This is a genomic window from Klebsiella sp. JB_Kp004 (assembly GCF_040065795.1).
Classification (GTDB): Bacteria; Pseudomonadota; Gammaproteobacteria; order Enterobacterales; family Enterobacteriaceae; genus Klebsiella; species Klebsiella quasipneumoniae.
Genome location: NZ_JBEAKW010000035.1, coordinates 76,357 through 101,050, shown reverse-complemented (window position 1 = coordinate 101,050; position 24,694 = coordinate 76,357). Strand labels below are relative to the sequence as shown.

General features: G+C 55.2%; 23 protein-coding genes and 2 rRNA genes. 13 read left to right on the top strand and 12 right to left on the bottom strand.

The features are described 5' to 3' along the window. Positions 1–163, top strand: a 23S ribosomal RNA gene (locus tag ABLX76_RS15730); the annotation flags it as partial. 96 nt (positions 164–259) lie between these two features. Further along, positions 260–375, top strand: a 5S ribosomal RNA gene (gene rrf, locus ABLX76_RS15725). A 192-nt stretch (positions 376–567) separates the two neighbouring features. On the opposite strand, the gene mobB is transcribed toward rrf, so the two are convergent. Together mobB and mobA are read right to left on the bottom strand one after the other, a co-directional pair. After that, positions 568–1,074 carry a molybdopterin-guanine dinucleotide biosynthesis protein MobB gene (mobB, locus tag ABLX76_RS15720; protein ID WP_023291488.1) on the bottom strand — a complete coding sequence of 169 codons (507 nt, stop codon included), beginning with the start codon at positions 1,072–1,074 and terminating at the stop codon, positions 568–570. Further along, positions 1,071–1,652: a molybdenum cofactor guanylyltransferase MobA gene (gene mobA, locus ABLX76_RS15715; RefSeq protein WP_348874817.1), complete on the bottom strand. Its 582-nt coding sequence runs from the start codon at positions 1,650–1,652 to the stop codon at positions 1,071–1,073. The genes mobB and mobA overlap by 4 nt, the downstream gene beginning before the upstream one ends. Before the next feature lie 71 nt (positions 1,653–1,723). Between mobA and ABLX76_RS15710 the strand changes: the two genes are divergently transcribed. The 3 genes from ABLX76_RS15710 (at position 1,724) to dsbA (ending at position 3,706) form a co-directional block, all read left to right on the top strand. Beyond that, entirely contained in the window at positions 1,724–1,993 is a 270-nt protein-coding gene (locus ABLX76_RS15710; RefSeq protein WP_002882612.1) for a YihD family protein, read from the top strand. A 75-nt stretch (positions 1,994–2,068) separates the two neighbouring features. Then, positions 2,069–3,055, top strand: a complete 987-nt coding sequence (locus ABLX76_RS15705; protein ID WP_004203612.1) for a serine/threonine protein kinase — start codon at positions 2,069–2,071, stop codon at positions 3,053–3,055. Positions 3,056–3,082: 27 nt separating this feature from the next. Continuing rightward, complete coding sequence (gene dsbA / locus ABLX76_RS15700) at positions 3,083–3,706, top strand: thiol:disulfide interchange protein DsbA (RefSeq protein WP_004203613.1); 624 nt, start codon at positions 3,083–3,085, stop codon at positions 3,704–3,706. A 39-nt stretch (positions 3,707–3,745) separates the two neighbouring features. On the opposite strand, the gene ABLX76_RS15695 is transcribed toward dsbA, so the two are convergent. Then, entirely contained in the window at positions 3,746–4,654 is a 909-nt protein-coding gene (locus tag ABLX76_RS15695) for an acyltransferase (RefSeq protein WP_049014350.1), read from the bottom strand. 396 nt (positions 4,655–5,050) lie between these two features. Between ABLX76_RS15695 and polA the strand changes: the two genes are divergently transcribed. Further along, on the top strand, positions 5,051–7,843 hold the full coding sequence (polA, locus tag ABLX76_RS15690; RefSeq protein ID WP_048296380.1) for a DNA polymerase I: 2,793 nt from the start codon (positions 5,051–5,053) through the stop codon (positions 7,841–7,843). 360 nt (positions 7,844–8,203) lie between these two features. On the opposite strand, the gene yihA is transcribed toward polA, so the two are convergent. After that, positions 8,204–8,839, bottom strand: a complete 636-nt coding sequence (yihA, locus tag ABLX76_RS15685; protein WP_023291493.1) for a ribosome biogenesis GTP-binding protein YihA/YsxC — start codon at positions 8,837–8,839, stop codon at positions 8,204–8,206. A 584-nt stretch (positions 8,840–9,423) separates the two neighbouring features. On the opposite strand from yihA, the gene yihI reads away from it, so the two are divergent. Together yihI and hemN are read left to right on the top strand one after the other, a co-directional pair. Continuing rightward, positions 9,424–9,930: a Der GTPase-activating protein YihI gene (gene yihI / locus ABLX76_RS15680; RefSeq protein WP_101978051.1), complete on the top strand. Its 507-nt coding sequence runs from the start codon at positions 9,424–9,426 to the stop codon at positions 9,928–9,930. Positions 9,931–10,118: 188 nt separating this feature from the next. Beyond that, positions 10,119–11,492 carry an oxygen-independent coproporphyrinogen III oxidase gene (gene hemN, locus ABLX76_RS15675; protein ID WP_050534191.1) on the top strand — a complete coding sequence of 458 codons (1,374 nt, stop codon included), beginning with the start codon at positions 10,119–10,121 and terminating at the stop codon, positions 11,490–11,492. Positions 11,493–11,527: 35 nt separating this feature from the next. Here the strand turns inward: hemN and ABLX76_RS15670 are convergent, their stop codons facing one another. The 4 genes from ABLX76_RS15670 to glnA all read right to left on the bottom strand — a co-directional run bounded on the left by ABLX76_RS15670 (position 11,528) and on the right by glnA (position 15,814). Beyond that, on the bottom strand, positions 11,528–11,638 hold the full coding sequence (locus ABLX76_RS15670; protein ID WP_004152951.1) for a YshB family small membrane protein: 111 nt from the start codon (positions 11,636–11,638) through the stop codon (positions 11,528–11,530). Between the two features lie 110 nt (positions 11,639–11,748). Continuing rightward, a complete protein-coding gene (gene glnG, locus ABLX76_RS15665; RefSeq protein WP_002882749.1) occupies positions 11,749–13,158 on the bottom strand; it encodes a nitrogen regulation protein NR(I) in 1,410 nt (469 codons plus the stop codon). An 8-nt stretch (positions 13,159–13,166) separates the two neighbouring features. Then, positions 13,167–14,216 (bottom strand): nitrogen regulation protein NR(II), encoded by a 1,050-nt coding sequence (gene glnL / locus ABLX76_RS15660; RefSeq protein WP_004203621.1) that lies wholly within the window; start codon positions 14,214–14,216, stop codon positions 13,167–13,169. A gap of 188 nt (positions 14,217–14,404) precedes the next feature. Then, positions 14,405–15,814: a glutamate--ammonia ligase gene (glnA, locus tag ABLX76_RS15655; protein WP_004203622.1), complete on the bottom strand. Its 1,410-nt coding sequence runs from the start codon at positions 15,812–15,814 to the stop codon at positions 14,405–14,407. A 378-nt stretch (positions 15,815–16,192) separates the two neighbouring features. On the opposite strand from glnA, the gene typA reads away from it, so the two are divergent. The 5 genes from typA to fabY all read left to right on the top strand — a co-directional run bounded on the left by typA (position 16,193) and on the right by fabY (position 21,025). Beyond that, positions 16,193–18,016 (top strand): ribosome-dependent GTPase TypA, encoded by a 1,824-nt coding sequence (typA, locus tag ABLX76_RS15650; RefSeq protein ID WP_023291496.1) that lies wholly within the window; start codon positions 16,193–16,195, stop codon positions 18,014–18,016. A gap of 135 nt (positions 18,017–18,151) precedes the next feature. After that, positions 18,152–18,751 carry a glucose-1-phosphatase gene (gene yihX / locus ABLX76_RS15645; RefSeq protein WP_348874812.1) on the top strand — a complete coding sequence of 200 codons (600 nt, stop codon included), beginning with the start codon at positions 18,152–18,154 and terminating at the stop codon, positions 18,749–18,751. Further along, positions 18,745–19,605: a virulence factor BrkB family protein gene (locus ABLX76_RS15640; protein ID WP_117129495.1), complete on the top strand. Its 861-nt coding sequence runs from the start codon at positions 18,745–18,747 to the stop codon at positions 19,603–19,605. The genes yihX and ABLX76_RS15640 overlap by 7 nt, the downstream gene beginning before the upstream one ends. Beyond that, positions 19,602–20,039: a D-aminoacyl-tRNA deacylase gene (gene dtd / locus ABLX76_RS15635; RefSeq protein WP_004203627.1), complete on the top strand. Its 438-nt coding sequence runs from the start codon at positions 19,602–19,604 to the stop codon at positions 20,037–20,039. Before ABLX76_RS15640 ends, dtd begins: the two co-directional genes overlap by 4 nt. 44 nt (positions 20,040–20,083) lie before the next feature. Continuing rightward, complete coding sequence (gene fabY, locus ABLX76_RS15630) at positions 20,084–21,025, top strand: fatty acid biosynthesis protein FabY (RefSeq protein WP_004178031.1); 942 nt, start codon at positions 20,084–20,086, stop codon at positions 21,023–21,025. Between the two features lie 10 nt (positions 21,026–21,035). Here fabY and ABLX76_RS15625 read toward each other — a convergent pair whose 3' ends face one another. The 4 genes from ABLX76_RS15625 to fdxH form a co-directional block, all read right to left on the bottom strand. Further along, on the bottom strand, positions 21,036–21,953 hold the full coding sequence (locus tag ABLX76_RS15625) for an alpha/beta hydrolase (RefSeq protein WP_044520862.1): 918 nt from the start codon (positions 21,951–21,953) through the stop codon (positions 21,036–21,038). 277 nt (positions 21,954–22,230) lie between these two features. Continuing rightward, the gene (fdhE, locus tag ABLX76_RS15620) at positions 22,231–23,160 is read right to left on the bottom strand and encodes a formate dehydrogenase accessory protein FdhE (protein ID WP_348874808.1); all 930 of its coding nucleotides are present in this window, start codon (positions 23,158–23,160) and stop codon (positions 22,231–22,233) included. Continuing rightward, entirely contained in the window at positions 23,157–23,792 is a 636-nt protein-coding gene (gene fdoI / locus ABLX76_RS15615; protein ID WP_004203632.1) for a formate dehydrogenase cytochrome b556 subunit, read from the bottom strand. Before fdoI ends, fdhE begins: the two co-directional genes overlap by 4 nt. Next, a complete protein-coding gene (gene fdxH / locus ABLX76_RS15610) occupies positions 23,789–24,691 on the bottom strand; it encodes a formate dehydrogenase subunit beta (RefSeq protein ID WP_002882822.1) in 903 nt (300 codons plus the stop codon). Before fdxH ends, fdoI begins: the two co-directional genes overlap by 4 nt. Positions 24,692–24,694 lie beyond the last annotated feature (3 nt).

The following is a 24,694-nucleotide window of genomic DNA, read 5'->3' as shown; positions in this document are numbered from 1 at the left end:
GTGCTGAAAGCATCTAAGCACGAAACTTGCCCCGAGATGAGTTCTCCCTGAGACTATAAGTCTCCTGAAGGAACGTTGAAGACGACGACGTTGATAGGCCGGGTGTGTAAGCGCAGCGATGCGTTGAGCTAACCGGTACTAATGAACCGTGAGGCTTAACCTTACAACGCCGAAGATGTTTTGGCGATTTGAGAGAATTTTCAGCTTCGATACAGATTAATCGATGCGTCCGCAGGACGTGTTGATAAAACAGAATTTGCCTGGCGGCACTAGCGCGGTGGTCCCACCTGACCCCATGCCGAACTCAGAAGTGAAACGCCGTAGCGCCGATGGTAGTGTGGGGTCTCCCCATGTGAGAGTAGGGAACTGCCAGGCATCAAATAAAGCAGAAAGCTCAGTCGAAAGACTGAGCTTTTTTGCGTTTTTGTCCTCCGGCGAGGGTGCCGACATGCTTCCCCCGGTGGCGCTGCGCTTACCGGGGCTACGGATCTGACATGGGGCTACGCCCCTGTGGCGCGGACAAGATATGCAGCACTGACTCAGGGAAAAATATCGCCTGAAGTTCTGCTACTGCTTCGCTAACCAGCCGACAATAAATGTCGCAATCTGCGGAATATTATTTAAATCCAACAGCGGAAGTGAGGTCGCGATCGATACATCGCTGGCCACGGCGATGGTATGATCATCCATCGTTAACTCTTCCACACGATGGCCGCTGTTTTGCCGAAAAAGCAGGATCTTAGGCACTGCTTCATGCTTGAAACCCTCGACCAAAACAAGGTCCAGTCTGCTGGCATCCATTCGACTGACCAGCCATGTGAGATCTAATTCCGGCTTCTCGGGTGTTTCGGTCATCAGCGCCCACCGCTGTTCGCTGGCGACAATGGTTTGCGCAGCGCCCGCCTTGCGCAATTCATAGCTATCTTTGCCCGGCTTATCCACGTCCATATCATGATGGGTATGCTTGATCAGACCAGGACGTAATCCTTGAGCGCACAGCTCAGGAATGAGACGCTTTAATAATGTCGTTTTCCCTGTACCGCTCCAGGCGGCAATCGCTAATAGCGGGATCATGATGGCTCCTGCATACGTTGCAAATCCTCGAGCGTATTCACATTCATAAAAGCCGATTTTACCTCGCTGAAGCTAACCGGATGGCCGCCCATCTGGCGCATGAACACCATTACCCGGCGTTCGCCGCTGGCAAGACAGGCCTCCAGATGCGGAATAATTTGACGATGCGCCAGCGCAACGGCGGGATGATCCCGTTCGCCGTCATGGGCCCAAACCACCGGCGCAGCGCTTTTTTGCTGGATAAAGCGCTCAACTAAAAATGACGGAATGAAGGGCGTGTCGCAGGGGCAAAAAACAAACCATGGACTCGCGACCTGCTGCATCACAGCAAGCATACCGGCTAAAGGACCCGGGTACCCCGCCTGCGTATCACGAAACACCGGATATCCACTGGCTTGCCACTGCGTAAGGTGACGGTTGGCGCTAATCACTAACTCATCTACCTGCGGAGCTAATGCCTCCGCGACGTGTCGCCAGAGAGGACGTCCATTGAGCAACTGTAATCCTTTATCAATGCCGCCCATTCGCGTGGCCCTGCCGCCCGCCAGCACGACGCCGGTTATCGCCTCGCTTTGCATATGAATATCGCCTCTTTCATTGTGGGATTGACCCTGTTAACTTGTCCCTATCAAGAGTAAGGAGCATGACCATGAAATGTAAACGTCTGAATGAAGTAATTGAACTTCTCCAGCCCGCCTGGCAGAAAGAGCCTGAACTGAACCTGATGCAATTTTTGCAGAAGCTGGCGAAAGAGGCCGGCTATGATGGCGAACTGAGCGATCTTTCCGACGATATTCTGATCTATCACCTGAAGATGCGTGACTCTTCAAAAGATGCTGTCATCCCGGGTATTCAGAAGGATTATGAAGAGGACTTTAAAACCGCGCTGTTGCGCGCCCGCGGCGTAATAAAAGAGTAAAAGGTTGTAAGCGCTGCCGCGTAAAGCGCAATGAGATGATATCCTGAACTATTCGTACGATTATCGGATGTCAGGATGCACGATAAGGCTTTTACTTTTCAGACGCTTCGCCCGGATACCATTATCGATGGATTATTCGATCTGGGTATGCGGGTGGACTCCGGTCTTACCCCGCTGAACAGCTATGAGAACCGCGTTTATCAGTTCCAGGACGAAGAGCGTCATCGCTATGTGGTGAAGTTCTATCGTCCTGAGCGCTGGTCGGCAGCGCAGATCCTTGAAGAACACCAGTTTGCGCTTCAGCTTGTAGAAGATGAAGTGCCCGTTGCTGCGCCGCTGTTATTTAACGACAGTACGCTTCATCAGCATCAGGGATTTTATTTTGCCGTTTTCCCAAGCCTTGGCGGCCGACAGTTCGAGGCGGATAACCTTGATCAGATGGAGTGGGTTGGCCGTTATCTTGGGCGCCTGCACCAGACCGGGCGCAAACAGCGCTTTTCTGCGCGTCCGGAGATTGGCGTGCAGGAGTATCTGCTGGAACCGCGCCAGGTATTTGAACAGTCGACGCTTATCCCGTCAGGCCTGAAGGCCGATTTCCTGAAGGCGACCGATAAACTCATCGCTGCCGTCATGACCCAATGGCACGGCGGCGGGACTACTTTGCGCCTGCATGGTGACTGCCATGCAGGCAATATCCTCTGGCGCGATGGGCCGCTGTTTGTTGACTTAGACGATGCGCGAACCGGCCCGGCGATTCAGGATCTGTGGATGCTGCTCAACGGCGATAAGGCTGAACAGCGTATGCAGCTGGAGACCATCGTCGAGGCCTATGAGGAATTCAGCCCCTTTAACAGCGATGAAATCGCGCTTATTGAACCTTTACGCGCCATGCGACTGGTTTATTATCTGGCGTGGTTGCTCAGACGCTGGGACGATCCGGCTTTCCCGGTTAATTTCCCCTGGTTAACCGGGGAGGATTACTGGCGAGGGCAGACGTCTACTTTTCTCGAGCAGGTGAAGGTTCTACAGGAACCCCCGCTTCAGTTAACGCCAATGTATTAATGTGATATATCCAGGAGAGAGTAAATCATGAAAAAAGTTTGGCTGGCGCTGGCTGGTATGATTCTGGCTTTTAGTGCATCCGCTGCCCAGATCACCGACGGCAAGCAGTACATCACCCTTGATAAGCCGGTTGCTGGCGAGCCACAGGTGCTTGAGTTCTTTTCATTCTACTGCCCGCACTGCTATCAGTTTGAAGAAGTGCTGCATGTCTCTGACAGCGTGCGCCAGAAACTGCCAGAAGGCACCAAAATGACCAAATACCACGTCGAGTTCCTGGGGCCGCTGGGCAAGGAGCTGACGCAGGCATGGGCTGTTGCCATCGCGCTGGGCGTTGAAGATAAAATTACGGCGCCGATGTTCGAAGCGGTGCAGAAAAACCAGACCGTGCAGAGCCTGGCTGACATTCGTAAAGTGTTCGTCGACGCTGGCGTGAAAGGGGAAGACTACGATGCCGCATGGAACAGCTTCGTGGTGAAATCTCTGGTCGCTCAGCAGGAGAAAGCGGCAGCCGATCTGCAGCTGCAGGGGGTACCGGCTATGTACGTCAATGGTAAGTACCAGCTGAACCCGCAGGGGATGGACACCAGCAATATGGATGTCTTCGTCGCTCAGTATGCGGATACCGTGAAGCAGCTGGTTGAGAAGAAATAAAAAAAGCGCCGGTCACTGACCGGCGTTACTCTATCTGCTTTACCGTGGCGCCCCTTCTTTGTCCCGCATAATGTCAGTTAACTGACGGTCTTTCTCTTCCCACAGCCCATTCAGCCAGCGCTGGAAGCCACGCTTAAAGTTCTTATCGTTGACGTAATCGCCGTGTAGCTCTTCGCCAATCGGTACCAGATTGATACGAACCACAATGCGCGTCAGTCGGCCGCTTAACATGTCGTAAAACGGCCTTGCATTATTTTCCGGGTAGCACAGCGTAACGTTCAGTAGTTTATCGAACTGCGAACCGAGAACATTGAGCGCCATGGCAATACCTGCCGCTTTCGGTGGTAAAAGATTGTGGTAAGGGGAGCGCGTCTCGCGCTTTTTTGCGTCGGTAAAACGTGAGCCTTCCACGAAATTGACGATAGTCGTCGGATGTGAGCGGAATTTCTCACATGAACGGCGGGTGGTTTCGACATCTTTACCACGGCGTTCCGGGTGACGAATAAGATAGCTACGCGAATAGCGGCGCATAAAAGGCATATCCAGCGCCCAGCAGGCGAGACCGATGAACGGTACCCACGCCAGCTGTTGTTTAAGAAAGTACTTATTCATCGGAATATGCTTGCGGAACAGTACGCACAGCACCACGATATCTGCCCAGCTGTGGTGGTTGCTGATCAGCAGATACCAGTTCTTTTTGTTCAGGCCTTCCAGACCCTGGACGTCCCATTTTAGCCAGGGATTGAGATGCAACAGCAGCGCCAGCCCTTCGCACCAGCAGTACATCATAAAATTGCAAAAAACGGATATAGAGCGCCATACCGCTGGAATGGGGACCAGCAGTTTAATCAGCCCGGCGACGATGATCGGTACAGAGCAGATAACGGTGACTAAGATGGTTAAGGCGATACTCAGCGGAAGTGTTATCGCAGCGAGTAATCTCGACATAGTTAGTTTATTCAGAAAGTTAGGCTGACAAAGAGCGCCTTTAAGCTGCGCAAGGGGCTGATTTTACCAGAAAACGCGGCAAATGACGGGTCTTACCAGAACAGAAAAAAACAAGGATCTTCTATCCACATGGAAGATTAGGTCATCAAATTAATGCCAGGATCGTTGATCTGTTTTTAAGTGATTGATAAATAGTAATTAATACTATTTATTCATTTATTTCCCGGGGCGGATAAGCTGACGTTGTAAAACTATGCACAAAGTTATCCACAAGCTAAGTTGTCGCGCGATCGCGACGATCGTTGAATCTTTTCCGCGAAATGCGGGAAAAATTCAGGATTTCATGCCCGTCTGTGGCATCCTTTATCCATAATCTGATAAACAGGCACGGAAATTATGGTTCAGATCCCAGAAAACCCTCTCATCCTCGTTGACGGCTCCTCCTATCTTTATCGGGCGTATCATGCGTTTCCGCCGCTGACTAACAGCGCAGGGGAGCCCACCGGGGCTATGTACGGCGTACTGAATATGCTGCGCAGTTTGATTCTGCAGTATCAACCGACTCATGCCGTCGTGGTCTTTGATGCGAAAGGGAAAACCTTCCGTGATGAATTGTTCGAACATTACAAATCTCATCGCCCGCCGATGCCGGACGATCTGCGCGCGCAGATTGAGCCGTTGCATAAGATGGTGAAAGCGATGGGGCTGCCGCTGATGGCAGTCCCGGGCGTCGAAGCTGACGATGTGATTGGCACCCTGGCGCGGGAAGCGGAAAGGGCCGGACGTCCGGTGCTGATCAGTACCGGCGATAAAGACATGGCCCAGCTGGTGACGCCGGGGATCACCCTGATCAATACCATGACCAACACTATCCTCGGGCCGGATGAGGTGGTTACCAAATACGGCGTCCCGCCGGAGCTGATTATTGATTTCCTGGCGCTGATGGGCGACTCCTCGGATAACATTCCTGGCGTGCCGGGCGTGGGCGAAAAGACCGCCCAGGCGCTGCTGCAAGGCCTTGGCGGCCTCGATACGCTGTATGCGGAACCGGAGAAAATCGCTGAACTGAGCTTCCGCGGCGCGAAAACGATGGCGGCGAAGCTGGAGCAGAACAAGGAGGTGGCTTATCTCTCTTATCAGCTGGCGACCATCAAAACCGACGTCGAGCTGGAGCTCACTTGTGAAGAGCTTGAGGTGCAGCCGCCGGCGGCAGACGATCTGCTGGCGCTGTTCAGACAGTATGAGTTTAAGCGCTGGACCACCGACGTTGAAGCCGGGAAATGGCTGCAGGCGAAGGGGGGCAAACCGGCTGCGAAACCTGCAGTGCCTGCAGCAGCGGCAGAAGCCGAAGAAGAGGTTGAAGCCGCTACTGCACTTTCAGCAGAGCACTATGTCACTATCCTTGATGAGGCCACGCTGCTCACCTGGATCGATAAGCTGAAGCAGGCGCCGCTCTTTGCCTTTGATACGGAAACCGACAGCCTGGATAACATCTCCGCCAACATGGTCGGCCTTTCATTCGCTGTTGAGCCGGGCGTGGCCGCCTATGTCCCGGTAGCGCATGATTACCTTGATGCGCCGGACCAGATCCCGCGCGAGCGCGTGCTGGCGCTGCTTAAACCGCTGCTGGAGGATGAGAAGCTGCTCAAGGTTGGGCAAAATCTCAAATACGATCGCGGCATTTTGGCTAATTACGACATTGAGCTGCGCGGGATTGCGTTCGATACCATGCTGGAATCTTACATTCTCGACAGCGTGGCGGGCCGCCACGATATGGACAGTCTTTCCGACCGCTGGCTGAAGCATAAAACGATTACCTTCGAAGAGATCGCTGGCAAGGGTAAGAATCAGCTCACCTTTAACCAGATTGCGCTGGAGGAGGCTGGTCGCTACGCGGCGGAAGACGCCGACGTCACGCTTCAGTTGCATCTGAAAATGTGGCCGAAGCTGCAGCAGCATGAAGGTCCGCTGAATATCTTCCAACACATTGAAATGCCGCTGGTGCCGGTGCTGTCTCGCGTTGAGCGCAATGGCGTTAAAATCGACCCCGCCGTGCTGCATGCGCACTCGCAGGAAATTGCCCAGCGCCTGGTTGAGCTGGAGCAGCGGGCGCATGAGATCGCCGGGGAAGCGTTTAATCTCTCCTCCACCAAACAGCTGCAAACGATCCTGTTTGAAAAACAGGGTATCAAACCGCTGAAGAAGACGCCGGGCGGCGCGCCGTCAACCTCTGAAGAGGTACTGGAAGAGCTGGCGCTCGATTACCCGTTGCCGAAAGTGATTCTGGAGTACCGTGGGCTGGCGAAGCTGAAGTCGACCTATACCGATAAGCTGCCGCTGATGATTAACCCCAAAACGGGCCGCGTGCATACCTCCTATCATCAGGCGGTTACCGCCACTGGCCGTTTGTCGTCTACCGATCCAAACCTGCAAAACATTCCGGTGCGTAACGAAGAAGGGCGCCGTATTCGCCAGGCGTTTATCGCGCCGGAAGATTACGTCATTGTCTCGGCGGACTACTCGCAAATCGAGCTGCGCATTATGGCGCACCTGTCGCGGGATAAAGGCCTGCTGACCGCCTTCGCGGAAGGGAAGGATATTCACCGGGCGACGGCGGCTGAAGTGTTTGGCTTACCGCTGGACAGCGTCAGCAGCGAACAGCGGCGCAGTGCGAAAGCTATCAACTTCGGTCTGATCTATGGCATGAGCGCCTTTGGCCTGGCCCGCCAGCTGAACATCCCGCGTAAAGAAGCGCAGAAGTACATGGATCTTTATTTCGAGCGTTATCCGGGCGTGCTGGAGTATATGGAGCGCACCCGCGCGCAGGCGAAGGAGCAAGGTTATGTTGAAACGCTGGATGGCCGTCGACTCTATTTACCGGATATCAAGTCCAGCAATGGCGCTCGTCGCGCCGGTGCGGAACGTGCGGCGATTAACGCCCCGATGCAGGGGACGGCTGCGGATATCATCAAGCGGGCGATGATTGCCGTTGATGAATGGCTGCGCAGCGAGAAGCCTCGCGTGCGGATGATCATGCAGGTTCACGATGAACTGGTCTTTGAAGTGCATAAAGATGAGCTTGATGCCGTATCGAAAAAGATCCACGAACTGATGGAGAACAGCACTACGCTGGCGGTACCGTTGCTGGTGGAAGTGGGCAGCGGAGAAAACTGGGATCAAGCGCACTAAGTATACAAAGCGCAACGCGATTTTCTGTAAGTAAGCAACATAACTTATAGAGTTTTGTGAGGATCATTTGAATTTGCTATGTAAATAGTGAAAAAAAACTACAAAAAATGCTTTATCCGTGAGCGAAAGAAGAGTAGAGTTATTCGCGTAGGGTACAGAGGTAAGATGTTCTATCTTTCAGACCTTTTACTTCACGTAATCGGATTTGGCTGAATATTTTAGCCGCCCCGGTCATTTATGACCGGGGCGTTTTTTATTGCGCGAAAGAAAAGTGGCAAAGGGACAGGACACGCTTGTGCTTGATTCTGGAGAGGAACCCGGATAAGGCGCGGTACGCTCTTATCCGGCTGTTCGTGACGATTACTCGTCTGCGGCGCGCTCTTCTTCCTGCGGCGGGATTTCGTTAAACCAGCTATCCAGCTTCTGTCGCAGCTTATCCACGCCAGATTTTTTCAGCGAGGAGAAGGGTTCAACCTGGACATCGCCATTGAAGGCCAGTACCGCTTCACGCACCATATTCACTTGCGCTTTACGCGCGCCGCTGGCGAGCTTATCGGCTTTGGTCAGCAGCACCAGCACCTGAATATCGCTTTCTACCGCCCATTGGATCATCTGCTGATCGAGATCTTTAAGCGGGTGGCGAATGTCCATCAGAACCACCAGGCCCTTCAGGCACAGACGTTTTTCCAGATATTCTCCCAGCGCGCGCTGCCACTTGATCTTCATCTCTTCCGGGACTTGCGCATAACCATAGCCGGGCAGGTCGACCAGGCGTTTGCCTTCGGCAACTTCGAACAGGTTAATCAGCTGTGTACGTCCGGGCGTTTTGGAGGTCCGCGCCAGGCTTTTCTGGTTGGTCAGCGTATTCAGTGCGCTGGATTTTCCCGCATTGGAGCGGCCGGCGAATGCCACTTCAATACCAGTATCGGCAGGAAGATGGCGGATATCTGGCGCGCTGGTGACAAAGTGCGTCAGTTGATAATTCCAGTTGGTCAAGACGGTCGTCTCCGTTAAAACAGGCTATGGCAGGGATTATACCTGAACAGCAGAAAAAGGCTGTTTTTACCGCACGCCGGTTCTGTAAGTAAAAACCCTGCACTTTGTGAGACATTGGCTATTCTTCGTATAGGACATGCCTGAGAAAAATAAGGCCAATAAATCATAACCATATGAAACTAAATAAATTATAAAAATAGAGAAATCTGAAAGTAGATTTTTAACGGCCAGACTGGTTGTCGATTTTTGTCAACACGGTAAAGTAATACACAACGGCGAGGATGCTGAAAAGGATGAGGACTCAGGACGAGGGGTCAGGAAGCGCCAGGAGGCGAAGACCACAGGATTGCCAGGATGACACGCGTTTTGGAAACGTTTCAAAGGGAAAAGGAAGAAACAGGGACCGTTGGACGCTAAGGGAAAGACAGGGTAAGTCGTTAGCGAACAGGGAAAGAAGAGCCCGTTAAGGGTGGTCAGTGAGGAAAAAGGCGACAGAGTAATCTGTCGCCTTTTTTCTTTGCTTGCTTTCTGCTAGATTCCGCCTCAATTCTATACTGAATAATACTGTCTGAAGATTACACACCATGAAAAAACCGACATCCGCCACCCGTGGCAAATCCGGCCGCAAGTCGCGTGAAGAGTTAAATCAGGAAGCTCGCGATCGCAAACGGCAGAAGAAACATCGTGGCCACGCGGCAGGAAGTCGCGCGAACGGCGGCGATGCGGCTTCAGCGGGTAAAAAACAGCGCCAGGCGCAAGATCCGCGCGTGGGCAGCAAAAAACCAATCCCGCTGGGCGCGAGCGAAAGCAGCGCTCCAGCTCCCAAGCAGCATAAACCAAAGAGCGAGAAACCTATGCTTTCACCGCAGGCTGAGCTGGAGTTGCTGGAGAATGATGAGCGCCTGGACGCGCTGCTGGAACGTCTGGAAGAGGGCGGTACCCTGAATGCTGAAGAGCAGAGCTGGGTGGATGCCAAACTGGATCGTATTGATGAGCTGATGCAGCAGCTCGGCCTCTCTTACGAAGACGAAGATGAAGAAGAGGAAGAGCGTCAGGAAGATATGATGCGTCTGCTGAAGGGTGGAAACTAACATTTGCATCCCATCGGATCCCCGGTACTGCTTATAACCCTTCTGGTTATATGTTATCTGCTGTGGTTATTCGTTAAACTACGACGGTTGTCGCGGCGTCAAAAATGGCTGCGCAACCGGCTCATGACCCGCGGTGCGGTGGGGCCGGGACGGCGTACCCGTCGGCGGCACCATCGGAAGGAGTGAGCATGTCTGAGCAGATAATCGACTGGGATCTGGCCCTGATCCAGAAATATAACTATTCCGGGCCGCGCTATACCTCGTATCCCACCGCGCTGGAGTTTTCACCACAATTCGGCGCGGCGGAATTCGATGCCGCTGTGGCCCGTTACCCACAGCGTCCCCTGTCGCTGTATGTGCATATCCCGTTTTGCCATAAGCTGTGTTATTTCTGCGGCTGCAATAAGATCGTCACCCGCCAGCAGCATAAGGCCGATCAGTATCTCGATCTCCTTGAACAGGAGATCATCCACCGCGCGCCGCTGTTTGCCAACCGTCAGGTTAAGCAACTGCACTGGGGAGGCGGCACGCCGACCTATCTCAATAAGGCGCAAATCAGTCGCCTGATGGATCTGTTGCGTACCCATTTTCATTTCAGCGCCGAAGCCGAGATCTCTATCGAGGTCGATCCGCGTGAAATCGAGCTGGATGTCCTCGATCATTTACGCGCTGAGGGTTTCAACCGCCTGAGTATGGGCGTGCAGGACTTCAATAAAGAGGTTCAGCGTCTGGTTAACCGCGAGCAGGACGAAGCGTTCATCTTTGACTTGCTTCGCCATGCGCGGGAGATTGGATTTACTTCGACCAATATCGACCTCATCTACGGCCTGCCGAAGCAAACGCCGGAGAGCTTTGCCTTCACCCTGCAAAAGGTCGCCGAGCTCAACCCTGACCGCCTGAGCGTGTTTAACTACGCGCATCTGCCCACGCTCTTTGCCGCACAGCGCAAAATTAAAGATGCCGATCTGCCCTCTGCTGAACAGAAGCTGGAGATCCTCCAGGAGACCATCGGCTCGCTGACGGCGGCGGGCTATCAGTTTATCGGCATGGACCACTTCGCGCGTCCTGATGATGAATTAGCGGTCGCGCAACGTCACGGCGTACTGCATCGCAATTTCCAGGGCTACACCACTCAGGGCGATACCGATTTGCTGGGGATGGGCGTGTCTGCGATCAGCATGATTGGCGACAGCTACGCTCAGAACCAAAAAGAGCTGAAGCAGTACTACCAGCAGGTGGCAGAGCAAGGGAACGCCCTGTGGCGCGGGATCGCGTTAACCCGTGACGACTGTTTGCGTCGCGACGTGATTAAGGCGTTGATCTGTAACTTCCGTCTGGATATTGATGCCGTCGAAGCGCAGTGGGCCGTGGATTTTCAGACTTATTTTGCCGAGGACCTGAAACTGCTGGCGCCGCTGGCGCATGACGGGCTGGTGGTGGTGGAGAGTAAGGCTATCCAGGTAACGGCGAAAGGCCGCCTGCTGATCCGCAACATCTGCATGTGCTTTGATGCCTATCTCCGGCAAAAGGCTCGGATGCAGCAGTTCTCACGGGTGATTTAATGTTTTCCCCCTCTCCCGCAGGAGAGGGGGAACAATTAGCTGAACAGCCCGACCAGCGCAGCGCACAGCACGGCAGCGACTGCCGTTTGCGGCGTGTGACTCGCAGCGGCGCCGCTCGATATCATACTCACCAGTGATTCAAACATGATGCTCTCCCCTAATGCCGGGCACGATCATACTCAACTCATCGGAACAGTAAAGTACAAAATAGCAGCACTTTGCGCTGATCGGCTATTTTTCATCACGCCGTTAAACCCTACTCCATACCCAACTCTTTTAGCTTACGCGTCAGGGTATTACGACCCCATCCCAGCAGGCGCGCAGCCTCCTGTTTATGTCCTTGAGTATGACGCAGGGCGGTTGTCAGCAGCGTGCGTTCCATTTCGGGTTGCGCTTCTGAGAGCAGGTTTTGATGACCGGAGCGCAGCGCCCGATCGGCCCACTGACCCAGCAGCGTCGCCCAGCTGTCTGGCTGCATCTGCGTCGGGCTATCAGGAATGGTGGTCTCAAACAGTTCGCTCGGCAGATCCTGCGTCAGCACCTCCTGGCCGGCGGCCATGACGGTGAGCCAGCGACAGGTGTTTTCCAGCTGGCGAACGTTGCCCGGCCACGCCAGGCGGGTCAGCGCTGTCTCCGTTTCCGGATGCAGCTGTTTGGCTTCAACACCTAGCTCGCGGGCGGCAATCTGCAGAAAATGGCGGGCCAGACGAGGAATATCTTCCCGACGCTCGCGCAGCGGCGGCAAATGCACCCGGATCACGTTCAGGCGGTGGAATAAATCTTCACGGAATTTCCCCTCCTGCACCCGCTGCTCCAGATTCTGGTGGGTGGCGGCGATGATCCGCACATCGACCTTCACCGGCGCGTAACCGCCCACGCGATAAAACTGGCCATCCGCCAGAACGCGCAGCAGGCGAGTCTGGACATCCAGCGGCATATCGCCAATTTCATCCAGGAACAGCGTACCGCCGTCAGCCTGTTCAAAGCGACCCTGACGGACGGTATTGGCGCCGGTAAAGGCCCCTTTTTCATGCCCAAACAGTTCCGATTCGATCAGGTCCTTGGGGATCGCCGCCATATTCAGCGCGATAAATGGCGCTTTTGAGCGCGGGCTATGACGATGCAGGGCATGAGCGACAAGCTCTTTACCGGTACCGGATTCGCCATTGATCAGCACGCTGATGGATGAGCGCGACAGACGGCCAATAATGCGAAAGACATCCTGCATGGCCGGCGCCTCGCCAATGATATCGGCGGTGGGGCTGCTTATCGGCGCATTTCGCGGCTGCTGCTGCTCCTGATAGTGGCTAATCGCCCGGTCGACGAGGGCGACGGCTTCATCGATATCAAAAGGTTTGGGCAGATAATCAAACGCGCCTTGTTGATAAGCGCTGACCGCGGCGTCCAGATCGGAATGCGCGGTCATTATGATGACCGGAAGCATTGGATGACGCTGCTTAATCTGTTTGAGCAGCGCCAGGCCATCCATTCCCGGCATACGGATATCTGACAGCAGTACATCCGGGGTTTTGGTGGTGAGGGCATCTAGCACCTCATTGCCGCTTTCGAACGTTGTGCAGCTCAAGCCGGCTCCGGTGAGCGCGCGTTCAAGCACCCAGCGGATGGAGCTATCGTCATCAACGATCCAGGCTATCCCTCGTTGCATAAACACCTCTACTTCCGAATAGGCAGGTATACCGAAAATTCGGTATGACCCGGCCAGCTGGTGAATTCAATTTTGCCGGAGTGCTGATCGATAAGGCTGCGGGCGATAGATAAGCCCAGGCCGGTACCGCCTTCGCGGCCGCTGACCATCGGATAAAACAACGTATCCTGGAGCTGGGGCGGAATACCCGGGCCATTATCTTCGACGTCAATACGGGCGGCGAGGCGATAACGCACCCCGTGCAGCGTCAGCTGGAAAGCGGTCCGGGTACGGAGAACAATTTCGCCCCCTTCCGGCCCCAGCGCCTGCAGCGCATTACGGACGATGTTCAGCAACACCTGTTCAATTTGATCCGGGTCGTGGGGGAGTTCCGGCAGGCTGGGGTCGTAATCACGGATCAACTTCACGTTGTCCGGCAACTCCATCGAGACCAGTTTCACTACCCGTTCGGCGACCTTGTGGATGCTTTCGGTAACGTGCATGCCCGGATGCTGTGGCCCGAGCAGACGATCGACCAGATTTCTCAGCCGGTCGGCCTGCTCGATGATCACTTTGGTATATTCCGTTAGCGCCGGGTCGGGCAGGGCTTTGCTGAGCAGCTGTGCCGCGCCGCGCAGGCCGCCTAACGGGTTTTTAATCTCGTGCGCCAGGCCGCGGACCAGATCGCGGGCGGCGACCTGCTGCGCGTGCTGCAGCTGCTCCTGGCTCAGGCGGCGCTGGTTATCCATCGGCGCCATTTCCAGCAGAATAAAGCCTTCCGGCAGCCGCTGGGCGGTCAGCGACAGGATATGCGAGCGGCCATCGATAACCAGCGTCACTTCGTTATCGGTAAAACCCTGGCCCGCCTGCAGACTCTCCTGCATCAGCCCGATATTCAATGAGAAATAGCTCAACAGCTCAGGTAACGGGGTGCCAAACAGTTTGCGCGAACTCTGCGCCAGCAGCTGCTGGGCCGCAGGATTGGCAAAGTGCACCGCCAGGTCGTCATCGACCAGTAAGATACTGTTGATAAGAGAGTTAAGGATCTGCCCAGCATCGGGCAGTGTGCCTGTTGCCATTCGACAGTCTCCTGAAAAAGAGTGCACCAATTTAGTGCAGTATAGCTTTTTATCGGTAAAAAGCTCGCGAGATCAGCGTGTTGGTGGAGAAAAAAGCCCATCCTGAGATGGGCTGAAAGTTTCCACGGCAACAAAATATCCCGGGCATCTCGCGCCACAACACGACATACCCTGGATTTACAGCAAAATTAGACGCTGTAGTACAGTTCGAACTCAACCGGATGCGGAGTCATGCGTACGCGGTCGTTCTCTTCCAGACGCAGGGCGATGTAAGCATCGATAGCGTCATTAGTGAATACGCCGCCAGCTGTCAGGAACTCGCGGTCAGCATCCAGGGCCTGCAGGGCTTCTTCCAGAGAACCGGCAACCTGCGGGATCTCTTTCGCTTCTTCCGGCGGCAGGTCGTACAGGTTTTTGTCCATTGCTTCGCCCGGATGGATTTTGTTCTTGATACCATCGAGGCCAGCCATCAGCAGCGCCGCAAAGCACAGGTACGGGTTGGCAGCCGGGTCCGGGAAGCGCACTTCGATACGACGCGCTTTCGGAGAGGTCACCACCGGAATACGGATGGAGGCAGAGCGGTTACGGGCAGAGTAAGCCAGCATAACCGGCGCTTCGTAACCCGGGACCAGACGCTTGTAGGAGTTGGTGGTCGGGTTCGCCAGGGCGTTGATGGCTTTAGCGTGTTTGATTACGCCGCCGATGTAGAACAGCGCCTGCTCAGACAGACCTGCGTATTTGTCGCCGGAGAACAGGTTGGTGCCGTTCTTCGCCAGAGACATATGGCAGTGCATACCGGAACCGTTGTCGCCGAACATCGGTTTCGGCATAAAGGTCGCGGTTTTACCGAAGCGGTGAGCGACGTTGTGAACAACGTATTTGTAAATCTGAATTTCGTCCGCTTTTTTGGTCATGGTGTTGAAGCGGGTTGCCACTTCGTTCTGACCTGCGGTAGCCACTTCGTGGTGGTGAGCTTCAACAACCAGGCCCATCTCTTCCATGATCATACACATGGTGGAACGGATATCCTGAGAAGAGTCTACTGGCGGAACCGGGAAGTAACCCCCTTTCACGCCCGGACGGTGACCTTTGTTACCGCCTTCGTATTTGGTGGAGGAGTTCCACGCACCTTCGATGTCATCGATCGCGACATGGGAGCCGGAGATAGAGGCGCCGAAACGGATGTCGTCGAACAGGAAGAATTCTGGTTCTGGCCCAAACAGGACGGTGTCAGCAATGCCGGTGGCGCGCAGGTACTCTTCAGCGCGTTTCGCGATGGAGCGCGGGTCACGGTCATAGCCCTGCAGGGTGCCTGGCTCGAGGATATCGCAGCGGATGATCAGGGTCGGTTCTTCGTAGAACGGGTCAATGACCGCGGTGGAAGCGTCCGGCATCAGGACCATGTCAGATTCGTTGATACCTTTCCAGCCACCAATCGAGGAGCCATCAAACATTTTGCCTTCTTCGAAGAATTCGGCATTTACCTGATGAGACGGAATCGTGACGTGCTGTTCTTTACCTTTGGTATCGGTGAAGCGCAGATCGACAAACTTCACTTCGTGCTCGTTCAGCATCGTCAAAACGTGTTCAGCGGACATACTTAAACTCTCCCGGATTGGTCATTGTCGTCGTGGTAACGAAAACTTCATACTGCTTAAAAGTGGCGTTGTTGCCTTAAAAAATATAAAGCGAAATCTGTGCCAACTTTTAAATGCCCTATAAAACGCTGTATCATGCGCACCATAGTGCAAAAGGACTGCACCATGATGGAGATAATGCACCAAAATAGTGCCTCAGTGTGAACATTGAGCACCATTTTGGTGCAATTTTTGTTACGGTGCCCTTTTATCGCTCCGTGAAAGCGGTCACAAAGAAACTCTGCAATACTTGTTTGCGGAGGATGTTTGTGATCCTGTTCAGTCCTTCGCTTAATACGTGTACAATAACGCGCTATTTCTAATGCCTGAGGCAAAGTTGTGATCGAAAATCTGCGTAATATCGCCATCATCGCGCACGTTGACCATGGTAAAACTACCCTGGTTGACAAGCTGCTACAGCAATCCGGTACGTTCGACGCACGTACTGAAGCACAAGAACGTGTGATGGACTCCAACGATTTGGAGAAAGAGCGTGGGATTACCATCCTCGCGAAAAACACCGCAATCAAATGGAATGATTACCGTATCAACATCGTTGATACCCCAGGGCACGCCGACTTCGGAGGTGAAGTTGAGCGTGTTATGTCCATGGTTGACTCTGTGCTGCTGGTGGTAGATGCCTTTGATGGCCCGATGCCGCAAACGCGCTTCGTGACCAAAAAAGCTTTTGCCCACGGTCTGAAGCCGATCGTGGTCATCAACAAAGTTGACCGCCCGGGCGCGCGTCCGGACTGGGTTGTCGATCAGGTGTTCGACCTGTTCGTTAACCTCGACGCGACCGACGAACAGCTGGACTTCCCGATCGTTTACGCGTCCGCGCTGAACGGTATCGCGGGTCTGGACCACGAAGACATGGCTGAAGACATGACCCCGCTGTACCAGGCGATTGTCGATCGCGTGCCGGCGCCGGACGTTGACCTTGACGGTCCGCTGCAGATGCAAATCTCCCAGCTGGACTACAACAACTACGTTGGCGTCATCGGCATCGGCCGCATCAAACGCGGTAAAGTGAAGCCGAACCAGCAGGTCACTATCATCGATAGCGAAGGCAAAACCCGTAACGGTAAAGTCGGTAAAGTACTGACCCACCTGGGTCTTGAGCGTATCGAGAGCGACGTAGCTGAAGCTGGCGACATCATCGCGATCACCGGTCTGGGCGAGCTGAACATCTCCGACACCATCTGCGACCCGCAGAATGTCGAAGCGCTGCCAGCCCTGTCCGTCGATGAACCGACCGTTTCCATGTTCTTCAACGTCAACACCTCTCCGTTCTGCGGTAAAGAAGGTAAGTTCGTTACCTCTCGCCAGATTCTGGACCGCCTGAACAAAGAGCTGGTGCACAACGTGGCGCTGCGCGTTGAAGAAACCGAAGACGCTGATGCGTTCCGCGTTTCCGGCCGTGGTGAACTGCACCTGTCCGTTCTGATTGAAAACATGCGTCGTGAAGGTTTCGAGATGGCGGTTTCCCGTCCGAAAGTTATCTTCCGTGAAATCGACGGCCGTAAACAAGAGCCGTTCGAGAACGTGACGCTGGACGTCGAAGAGCAGCACCAGGGTTCTGTTATGCAGGCGCTGGGCGAGCGTAAAGGCGACCTGAAAAACATGAATCCGGACGGAAAAGGCCGCGTACGTCTCGACTACGTGATCCCAAGCCGCGGTCTGATCGGCTTCCGTTCAGAGTTCATGACCATGACCTCCGGTACCGGTCTGCTGTACTCCACCTTCAGCCACTACGACGACGTTCGTCCGGGCGAAGTGGGCCAGCGTAACAATGGCGTGCTGATCTCCAACGGTCAGGGTAAAGCGGTAGCGTTCGCCCTGTTCGGGCTGCAGGATCGCGGTAAGCTGTTCCTCGGTCACGGTGCGGAAGTTTACGAAGGCCAGATCATCGGTATTCACAGCCGTTCTAACGACCTGACGGTAAACTGCCTGACCGGTAAGAAACTGACCAACATGCGTGCGTCCGGTACTGACGAAGCCACGGTTCTGGTTCCGCCGGTTAAGATGACCCTGGAGCAGGCTCTGGAGTTCATCGATGACGACGAACTGGTAGAAGTCACTCCGACCTCTATCCGTATCCGTAAACGTCACCTGACCGAGAACGACCGTAAACGCGCGATGCGCGGTGCAAAAGAAGAGTAATTTATTCTTCTTGTTGTTCGTAAAACCCCGCCTCTCCGGCGGGGTTTCTTTTTTTGATTCCTGCATCACACGCCAATAGTCAAATCCTGCCTTTCCCGCTAAAGTTAATTTTCCACGGCGCGGAAGGAGACGAAAATGCTCTATATCTTTGATTTAGGTAATGTGATTGTCGACATTGACTTCAACCGGGTATTGGGGGCCTGGAGCGATTTAACCCGCATCCCGCTGGCGACGCTGAAGCAGCATTTCACCATGGGAGAGGCATTCCATCAGCATGAGCGCGGCGAGCTCAGCGATGAAGATTTTGCCGCCGCCATGTGCCATGAAATGAATATGTCCCTCAGCTATGAGCAGTTTGCTCACGGCTGGCAGGCAGTGTTTGTCGCGCTGCGTCCGGAAGTGATTGCGATCATACAAAAACTGCGTGCCCAGGGCCATCGCGTGGTGGTGCTCTCCAATACCAATCGTCTTCACACCACGTTCTGGCCGGATGAATACCCGGAAGTGCGCGCTGCCGCCGATCGCATCTATCTGTCTCAGGAGATGGGAATGCGTAAGCCTGAAGCGCAAATTTATCAGCGAGTACTGGAAGAAGAGGGTTTTTCCGCCGCAGATACGGTCTTTTTTGATGATAACGTCGATAATATAGCAGGGGCTAACCGGTTGGGGATCACCAGTATTCTGGTGACCGGGAAGAAGACCATCCCTGACTATTTCGCGAAACAGATATGCTAAGAACCGTTCATCAAAAATTACTCCACCATACCCGGCCGCTGCTGGCGTGGCTTAAGCTGCTGTGGCGGCGTATTGATGAAGACCATATGACCACCCTGGCGGGGAACCTCGCCTATGTGTCATTACTGTCCCTGGTGCCGCTGATTGCCGTCGTGTTCGCGCTGTTTGCGGCCTTCCCCATGTTCTCCGAAGTCAGCGTGCAGATCCGCCATTTTATCTTCGCCAATTTTATTCCGGCGACCGGGGATGTGATCCAGGGATATATCGAGCAGTTCGTCGCCAATTCCAGCCGCATGACCGCCGTAGGCGCCTTTGGCCTGATCGTGACCTCGCTGCTGCTGATGTACTCGATCGACAGTGCGCTAAACACCATCTGGCGCAGCACGCGCAGCCGGTCCAAAGTTTACTCCTTTGCCGTCTACTGGATGATCCTGACCCTTGGTCCGCTGCTGGCGGGCGCCAGCCTGGCGATCAGTTCCTATCTGCTGTCGCTGCGCTGGGCAAGCGACCTGGACGGCGTAATTGATAATCTGCTCCGCCTTTTCCCGCTGATCCTCTCCTGGGCAGCATTCTGGCTGCTCTACAGTATTGTACCCACGACCCAGGTGCGGAACCGCGACGCGGTGATCGGGGCGCTGGTGGCGGCGCTGCTGTTCGAGGCAGGTAAAAAAGCGTTTGCCCTCTATATCACCACCTTTCCGTCCTATCAGCTCATTTATGGCGTGATTTCGGTGGTGCCGATTTTGTTCGTCTGGGTGTACTGGACCTGGTGTATCGTCTTGCTTGGCGCTGAAATTACTGTCACTCTCGGTGAATACCGCAAACTTAAAACAGAAGAAACAGAACAACCATGATTGCATTAATTCAACGCGTATCCCGTGCAAGCGTTACCGTGGCGGACGAAGTGACGGGCGAAATTGGCCCGGGGCTTCTGGTGCTGCTGGGGGTCGAAAAAGACGATGATGAACAAAAAGCGAATCGCCTCTGCGAGCGCGTGCTGGGCTACCGCATCTTCAGCGATGCGGAGGGGAAAATGAACCTGAATGTTCAGCAGGCGGGCGGCAGCGTGCTGGTGGTTTCGCAATTTACGCTGGCGGCCGATACCGAGCGGGGGATGCGGCCGAGCTTCTCGAAAGGCGCTGCTCCGGACCGCGCTGAGGCGCTGTATGAGTATTTTGTCGCCCGCTGTCGCCAGCAGGAAATGAACACCCAGACCGGAAGATTCGCTGCGGATATGCAGGTTTCTTTGGTCAATGATGGTCCCGTGACCTTTTGGTTGCAGGTATGACCCAGCTTCCGGGCAGGCTGCGGGTAACAAAAGAGAGTACGACTATGTATCACCTTCGTGTACCGCAAACAGCAGAAGAGTTAGAGAGCTACTATCAGTTCCGTTGGGAAATGCTGCGTAAGCCGCTGCATCAGCCTAAGGGTTCGGAACGTGACGCCTGGGATGCGATGGCGCATCATCAGATGGTGGTGGATGAAGAGGGCAACCTGGTGGCCGTCGGCCGGCTATATATCAATGCGGAGAATGAAGCTTCCATTCGCTTTATGGCTGTTCATCCCTCGGTGCAGGATAAAGGGCTGGGTACGCTGATGGCGATGACCCTCGAGTCCGTCGCGCGTCAGGAAGGGGTTAAGCGGGTCACCTGTAGCGCTCGCGAAGATGCGGTGGAGTTTTTCGCCAAGCTCGGCTTTGTCAATCAGGGGGAGATTACTACCCCGACCACCACGCCGATCCGTCATTTCCTGATGATTAAACCGGTCGCGTCGCTGGACGATATTCTCCACCGCGGCGACTGGTGCGCGCAGCTGCAGCAGGCGTGGTATCAGCATATCCCGCTGAGTGAAAAGATGGGCGTGCGCATTCAGCAGTACACCGGGCAGAAATTTATTACTACCATGCCGGAAGCGGGGAATCAGAATCCGCACCACACGCTGTTTGCCGGCAGCTTGTTCTCTCTCGCCACCTTAACCGGATGGGGGCTTATCTGGCTGATGCTGCGCGAGCGGCACCTGGGGGGCACCATCATTCTGGCGGATGCGCACATCCGCTACAGTCAGCCCATTAGCGGCCGTCCCAGCGCCATTGCCGACCTCGGTTCGCTGAGCGGCGATCTTGACCGTCTGGCGCGTGGGCGTAAAGCCCGCGTGCAAATGCAGGTGGAGCTTTTTGGCGACGATAAACAGGGCGCCGTATTCGAGGGGATCTACATCGTGCTGCCGGCGAAGCCCTTTGGCTCTTACGAAGAGGGCGGCAACGAGGAAGAGTAGCCCCGGGCGGTTATCGTCCTGGCGATGCTACGCGCCAGGCGATATCCCGCATGGCCTCTCGCGCGGCGCGGCTGATCCCCCCCAGCTGAAAGAAGCCGTGGATCACTCCCAGATAGCGCTGACAGGAACTCTCCACCCCTTGCGCCATCAGCCTTCGATGCAGCGCTTCGCCCTCGTCGCGTAAAGGATCGAACTCCGCCGTCAGAATATGCACCGGCGGCAAACCGTGAAAATCGTCTCGCCAGAGCGGACTGGCATCCGGATGGTTCGCCGGCGTCGAGGCGAGGTACATTTCATAGCCGCTCAGCAGCGTGTCCCGGGTAATCACATAGTCAGCGCCGTTGCTGACGTAGCTCGCCATGCTGGCGGTGGGGTCAAGCATGGGATAAATCAGAATCAGTTGCGCGGGTTGCCACGCCGTATTCGCTTTCAGGCGCAGGGCCGTTACCAGAGCGAGGTGCCCGCCGGCGCTGTCGCCAGCCAGGGTGATGCGTGATGCGTCAACGCCAAGCTGCTCCGCGTGTCGGTGGATAATCATGACACCTTGTTCTGCGTCATCGTGCGCCGCCGGAAAGGTATGCTCCGGCGCCAGGCGGTACTGCACGGCGATCACCCGGCAGCCGCTGAACCAGGCTAGCTGACGGAGCTGATTGTCGTGGGTGGCAAAGCCGCCGCTGACAAAACAGCCGCCGTGGTAGTAGATAAGTGTCGGCAACAAGCCGCTGGCGGTGGGTGGTGAAACGATGCGGAAGTTCATCCCCTCCAGCGTGATATCCTCCACCCGCACTCTGGTTTCCATCTCCCCGGCGAGCACCGCGCTGGCGATATAGCCGGCTCTCCGATCATCAATATGTTGATCGCGTGATGACGGACGCTCTGCCGCAATAAACGCCTCAACCAGCGAAGCAATCCCTTTTTCCAGCGCCATGTGAAGTTCCTTATACTGTTTTAATATCCAGTGTTATAGCCTGGATTATGGCGAAAAGACAGACTTGATGAGATCGCCTTTACGTTCTGGAAAGCGGCTCGCAAAAATGCGTGAACGCCGGCCGAGGTGCTGGATACTGCGGTTTGGCACTTGTAATGTGTGACTGGTAGCTGTACGAGCCTGATTCGATTACTGTAAGCCAATGGCGTAGCAAGATGATCTTTATAGAAACGCATTGAAAGACCGGGTCGCAAGTGCTTCCCGGTTTGATGAGAACTTACTCCCCTTCGCCGGGGAACATGAACGGGTTTATTGAGCTTCTGGCGAAGCCTTCCTGCTCCATGCGGGCGTCGAGCTCCAGGGATGCCAAATCGTCGGCGACGGCTTCGACTTTCGGATCCTTCTCCTGATACATAATTTTCAGGTAGGTTCCGCAGTCGCCACAGCTTTCAGCTTTCACCGCAGCCTGCTCGTTGTCCAGTGACCAGTAGTGCAGATCGCGGCTCTGTTCGCAATTGCTACATTTGACGCGTACCACGTGCCACTCGGTTTCGCACAGATTGCAGTGCAGATAGCGCAGCCCCTGGGTGGTACCGATCTGCACGATGCTGGAGACCGGCATCGAGCCGCACACCGGGCAGAACTGGCGCTGTTCGCCGTATTCGGCGCGCGCTTTTCCGGGGATCAGGCTGGCCATCTGCGCCCAGTAGAGCGACAGCGCGGCCCAGATGAACGGCGCTTTATCGCTGCTGACCGAGGCGAAGTCGGAAGCAAACAGCGCGCTGGCCATCTGCTCCAGCTCCTGCTCAGAGGCTTTTTCCAGATTCTCAATCACCGCCAGCGCCGGGCCGCTCATCTCCGGCTTCAGCTCGGCAATCAGCGAGTGCAGCAGCTTATGCCAGTGTTTGTCGCGCGGCAGGACGTGGATATCCAGCGGCGGCTTGCCCTGTTCGCTGGCCGCTTTAATGCGGGCGGTGAGATCCATCTGCAGCGGATGGTCGTACAGCACCACTTCCTGGGCATGGGCGATCAGCGCGGCAAAGCGCAGATAATCGCCCAGCGGGTTGTTGGCGGCCAGCTCGCGCAGGCGTTCAGCGCGGCGGTTATACAAATTTTTCAGTCTGGGGAACAGTAGCGGCGGAATGGCTTCCGCCGTGCGTTTCTCGCTCGAACCCAGCTCGTCTTGCGGGATTATGCGAATACTCATTCAGATGACTTTTCCTGTTTCTGGCGGACCTCTCGGTACCAGCGCGGGTGATGTTTCTTCGCCCACGTACTGGTGACCCAGCCTTCCACCATCGCGGTAATGGTGCCTTTCACCCAGAGGGCGGCGTAGATATGCACCATGATAACCACAATTAACGCCACTGCGGCAAATGAATGCAGCATCAGCGCAAATCGGATCACCGGGATTGAGAAAGCCGGCGCAAAATACGGACGCCAGATGATCACACCGCTCACCAGCAGCAGTACCAGGAAGATAATCGCCGCCCAGAATACGCATTTCTGGCCGAAGTTATAGCGCCCGGTATCGCCTACCTCCTCGTTGACGACGATCTTACGAATATTCTTCGCCCAAAAGATATCATCCCGATTGATTAGGTTGTGGTGCCAGTAACGGAAAAACATGATGATGAACGACGCGAACATCACCACCCCGACGAATGGGTGGAGAATTCGCGCCAGCTGCGGCGTGCCGAGGATATGCATCAGCCAGTTAAAGGACGGGAAGAAAAAGCCTAACCCGCTTACCGCCGCCAGGATGAAGCAGAAGGCGGTGACCCAGTGGTTGATGCGTTCCGGCGCCGTGTAGCGCACGATGGTGTCACGTCGTTTCATTTGCGCACCTCGTCTTTCTCTTCATGCAGGTTGTCCTCTTCCTCTTCCGCGCGGTTCGGACCGACGCCGACGTAGTGGAAGATACTGGCTGCGAAGGTCGCGGCGAAGCCGACGGCCGCCAGCGGTTTCCAGATGCCTTTCCAGAACTTGACGGTCTGGCTGATCTCCGGGTTTTCCGGCAGGCCGTGGTACAGATTCGGCTTGTCGGCATGGTGCAGCACGTACATGACGTGGGTGCCGCCGACGCCGGCCGGATCGTACAGGCCCGCATTGTCGTAACCGCGGGTTTTCAGCTCAGCCACGCGCTCGCCGGCCAGCGTTTTCATATCCTCTTTGGAGCCAAAGTGGATGGCGCCGGTTGGGCAGGTTTTCACGCAGGCCGGTTCCTGGCCGACGGTGACGCGGTCTACGCACAGGGTACATTTGTAGACGCGGTTGTCTTCCGGGTTCAGACGCGGCACATCGAAAGGACAGCCGGCGATACAGTAACCGCAGCCGATGCACTGCTCGGACTGGAAATCGACGATGCCGTTGGCGTACTGAATGATCGCGCCTTCTGACGGGCAGGCCTTCAGGCAGCCCGGATCGGCGCAGTGCATGCAGCCATCTTTGCGGATGAGCCATTCCAGCTTGTCGTTTTGCTCCACTTCCGAGAAGCGCATTACCGTCCATGACTTGGCGGTCAGGTCCGCCGGGTTGTCATACACCCCGACGTTGTGACCGACTTCATCCCGGATGTCGTTCCACTCGGAACAGGCCACCTGGCAGGCTTTACAGCCGATACAGGTGGTGACGTCGATAAGCTTCGCCACCTCCTGCTGGTGGTCCCGCGCCTGAGGCGCGGGGGTGAAACCGTTAGTCGCGGAACGACGAATAATATCTTGCGATTGATAAGCCATAAG

What these genes read in the sequence shown, in the direction of transcription:
- mobB (WP_023291488.1), bottom strand. Translation starts at nt 1,074, where the DNA reads ATGATCCCGCTATTAGCGATTGCCGCCTGGAGCGGTACAGGGAAAACG.
- mobA (WP_348874817.1), bottom strand. Translation starts at nt 1,652, where the DNA reads ATGCAAAGCGAGGCGATAACCGGCGTCGTGCTGGCGGGCGGCAGGGCC.
- ABLX76_RS15710 (WP_002882612.1), top strand. Translation starts at nt 1,724, where the DNA reads ATGAAATGTAAACGTCTGAATGAAGTAATTGAACTTCTCCAGCCCGCC.
- ABLX76_RS15705 (WP_004203612.1), top strand. Translation starts at nt 2,069, where the DNA reads ATGCACGATAAGGCTTTTACTTTTCAGACGCTTCGCCCGGATACCATT.
- dsbA (WP_004203613.1), top strand. Translation starts at nt 3,083, where the DNA reads ATGAAAAAAGTTTGGCTGGCGCTGGCTGGTATGATTCTGGCTTTTAGT.
- ABLX76_RS15695 (WP_049014350.1), bottom strand. Translation starts at nt 4,654, where the DNA reads ATGTCGAGATTACTCGCTGCGATAACACTTCCGCTGAGTATCGCCTTA.
- polA (WP_048296380.1), top strand. Translation starts at nt 5,051, where the DNA reads ATGGTTCAGATCCCAGAAAACCCTCTCATCCTCGTTGACGGCTCCTCC.
- yihI (WP_101978051.1), top strand. Translation starts at nt 9,424, where the DNA reads ATGAAAAAACCGACATCCGCCACCCGTGGCAAATCCGGCCGCAAGTCG.
- hemN (WP_050534191.1), top strand. Translation starts at nt 10,119, where the DNA reads ATGTCTGAGCAGATAATCGACTGGGATCTGGCCCTGATCCAGAAATAT.
- ABLX76_RS15670 (WP_004152951.1), bottom strand. Translation starts at nt 11,638, where the DNA reads ATGTTTGAATCACTGGTGAGTATGATATCGAGCGGCGCCGCTGCGAGT.
- glnG (WP_002882749.1), bottom strand. Translation starts at nt 13,158, where the DNA reads ATGCAACGAGGGATAGCCTGGATCGTTGATGACGATAGCTCCATCCGC.
- glnL (WP_004203621.1), bottom strand. Translation starts at nt 14,216, where the DNA reads ATGGCAACAGGCACACTGCCCGATGCTGGGCAGATCCTTAACTCTCTT.
- glnA (WP_004203622.1), bottom strand. Translation starts at nt 15,814, where the DNA reads ATGTCCGCTGAACACGTTTTGACGATGCTGAACGAGCACGAAGTGAAG.
- yihX (WP_348874812.1), top strand. Translation starts at nt 18,152, where the DNA reads ATGCTCTATATCTTTGATTTAGGTAATGTGATTGTCGACATTGACTTC.
- ABLX76_RS15640 (WP_117129495.1), top strand. Translation starts at nt 18,745, where the DNA reads ATGCTAAGAACCGTTCATCAAAAATTACTCCACCATACCCGGCCGCTG.
- dtd (WP_004203627.1), top strand. Translation starts at nt 19,602, where the DNA reads ATGATTGCATTAATTCAACGCGTATCCCGTGCAAGCGTTACCGTGGCG.
- fabY (WP_004178031.1), top strand. Translation starts at nt 20,084, where the DNA reads ATGTATCACCTTCGTGTACCGCAAACAGCAGAAGAGTTAGAGAGCTAC.
- ABLX76_RS15625 (WP_044520862.1), bottom strand. Translation starts at nt 21,953, where the DNA reads ATGGCGCTGGAAAAAGGGATTGCTTCGCTGGTTGAGGCGTTTATTGCG.
- fdhE (WP_348874808.1), bottom strand. Translation starts at nt 23,160, where the DNA reads ATGAGTATTCGCATAATCCCGCAAGACGAGCTGGGTTCGAGCGAGAAA.
- fdoI (WP_004203632.1), bottom strand. Translation starts at nt 23,792, where the DNA reads ATGAAACGACGTGACACCATCGTGCGCTACACGGCGCCGGAACGCATC.
- fdxH (WP_002882822.1), bottom strand. Translation starts at nt 24,691, where the DNA reads ATGGCTTATCAATCGCAAGATATTATTCGTCGTTCCGCGACTAACGGT.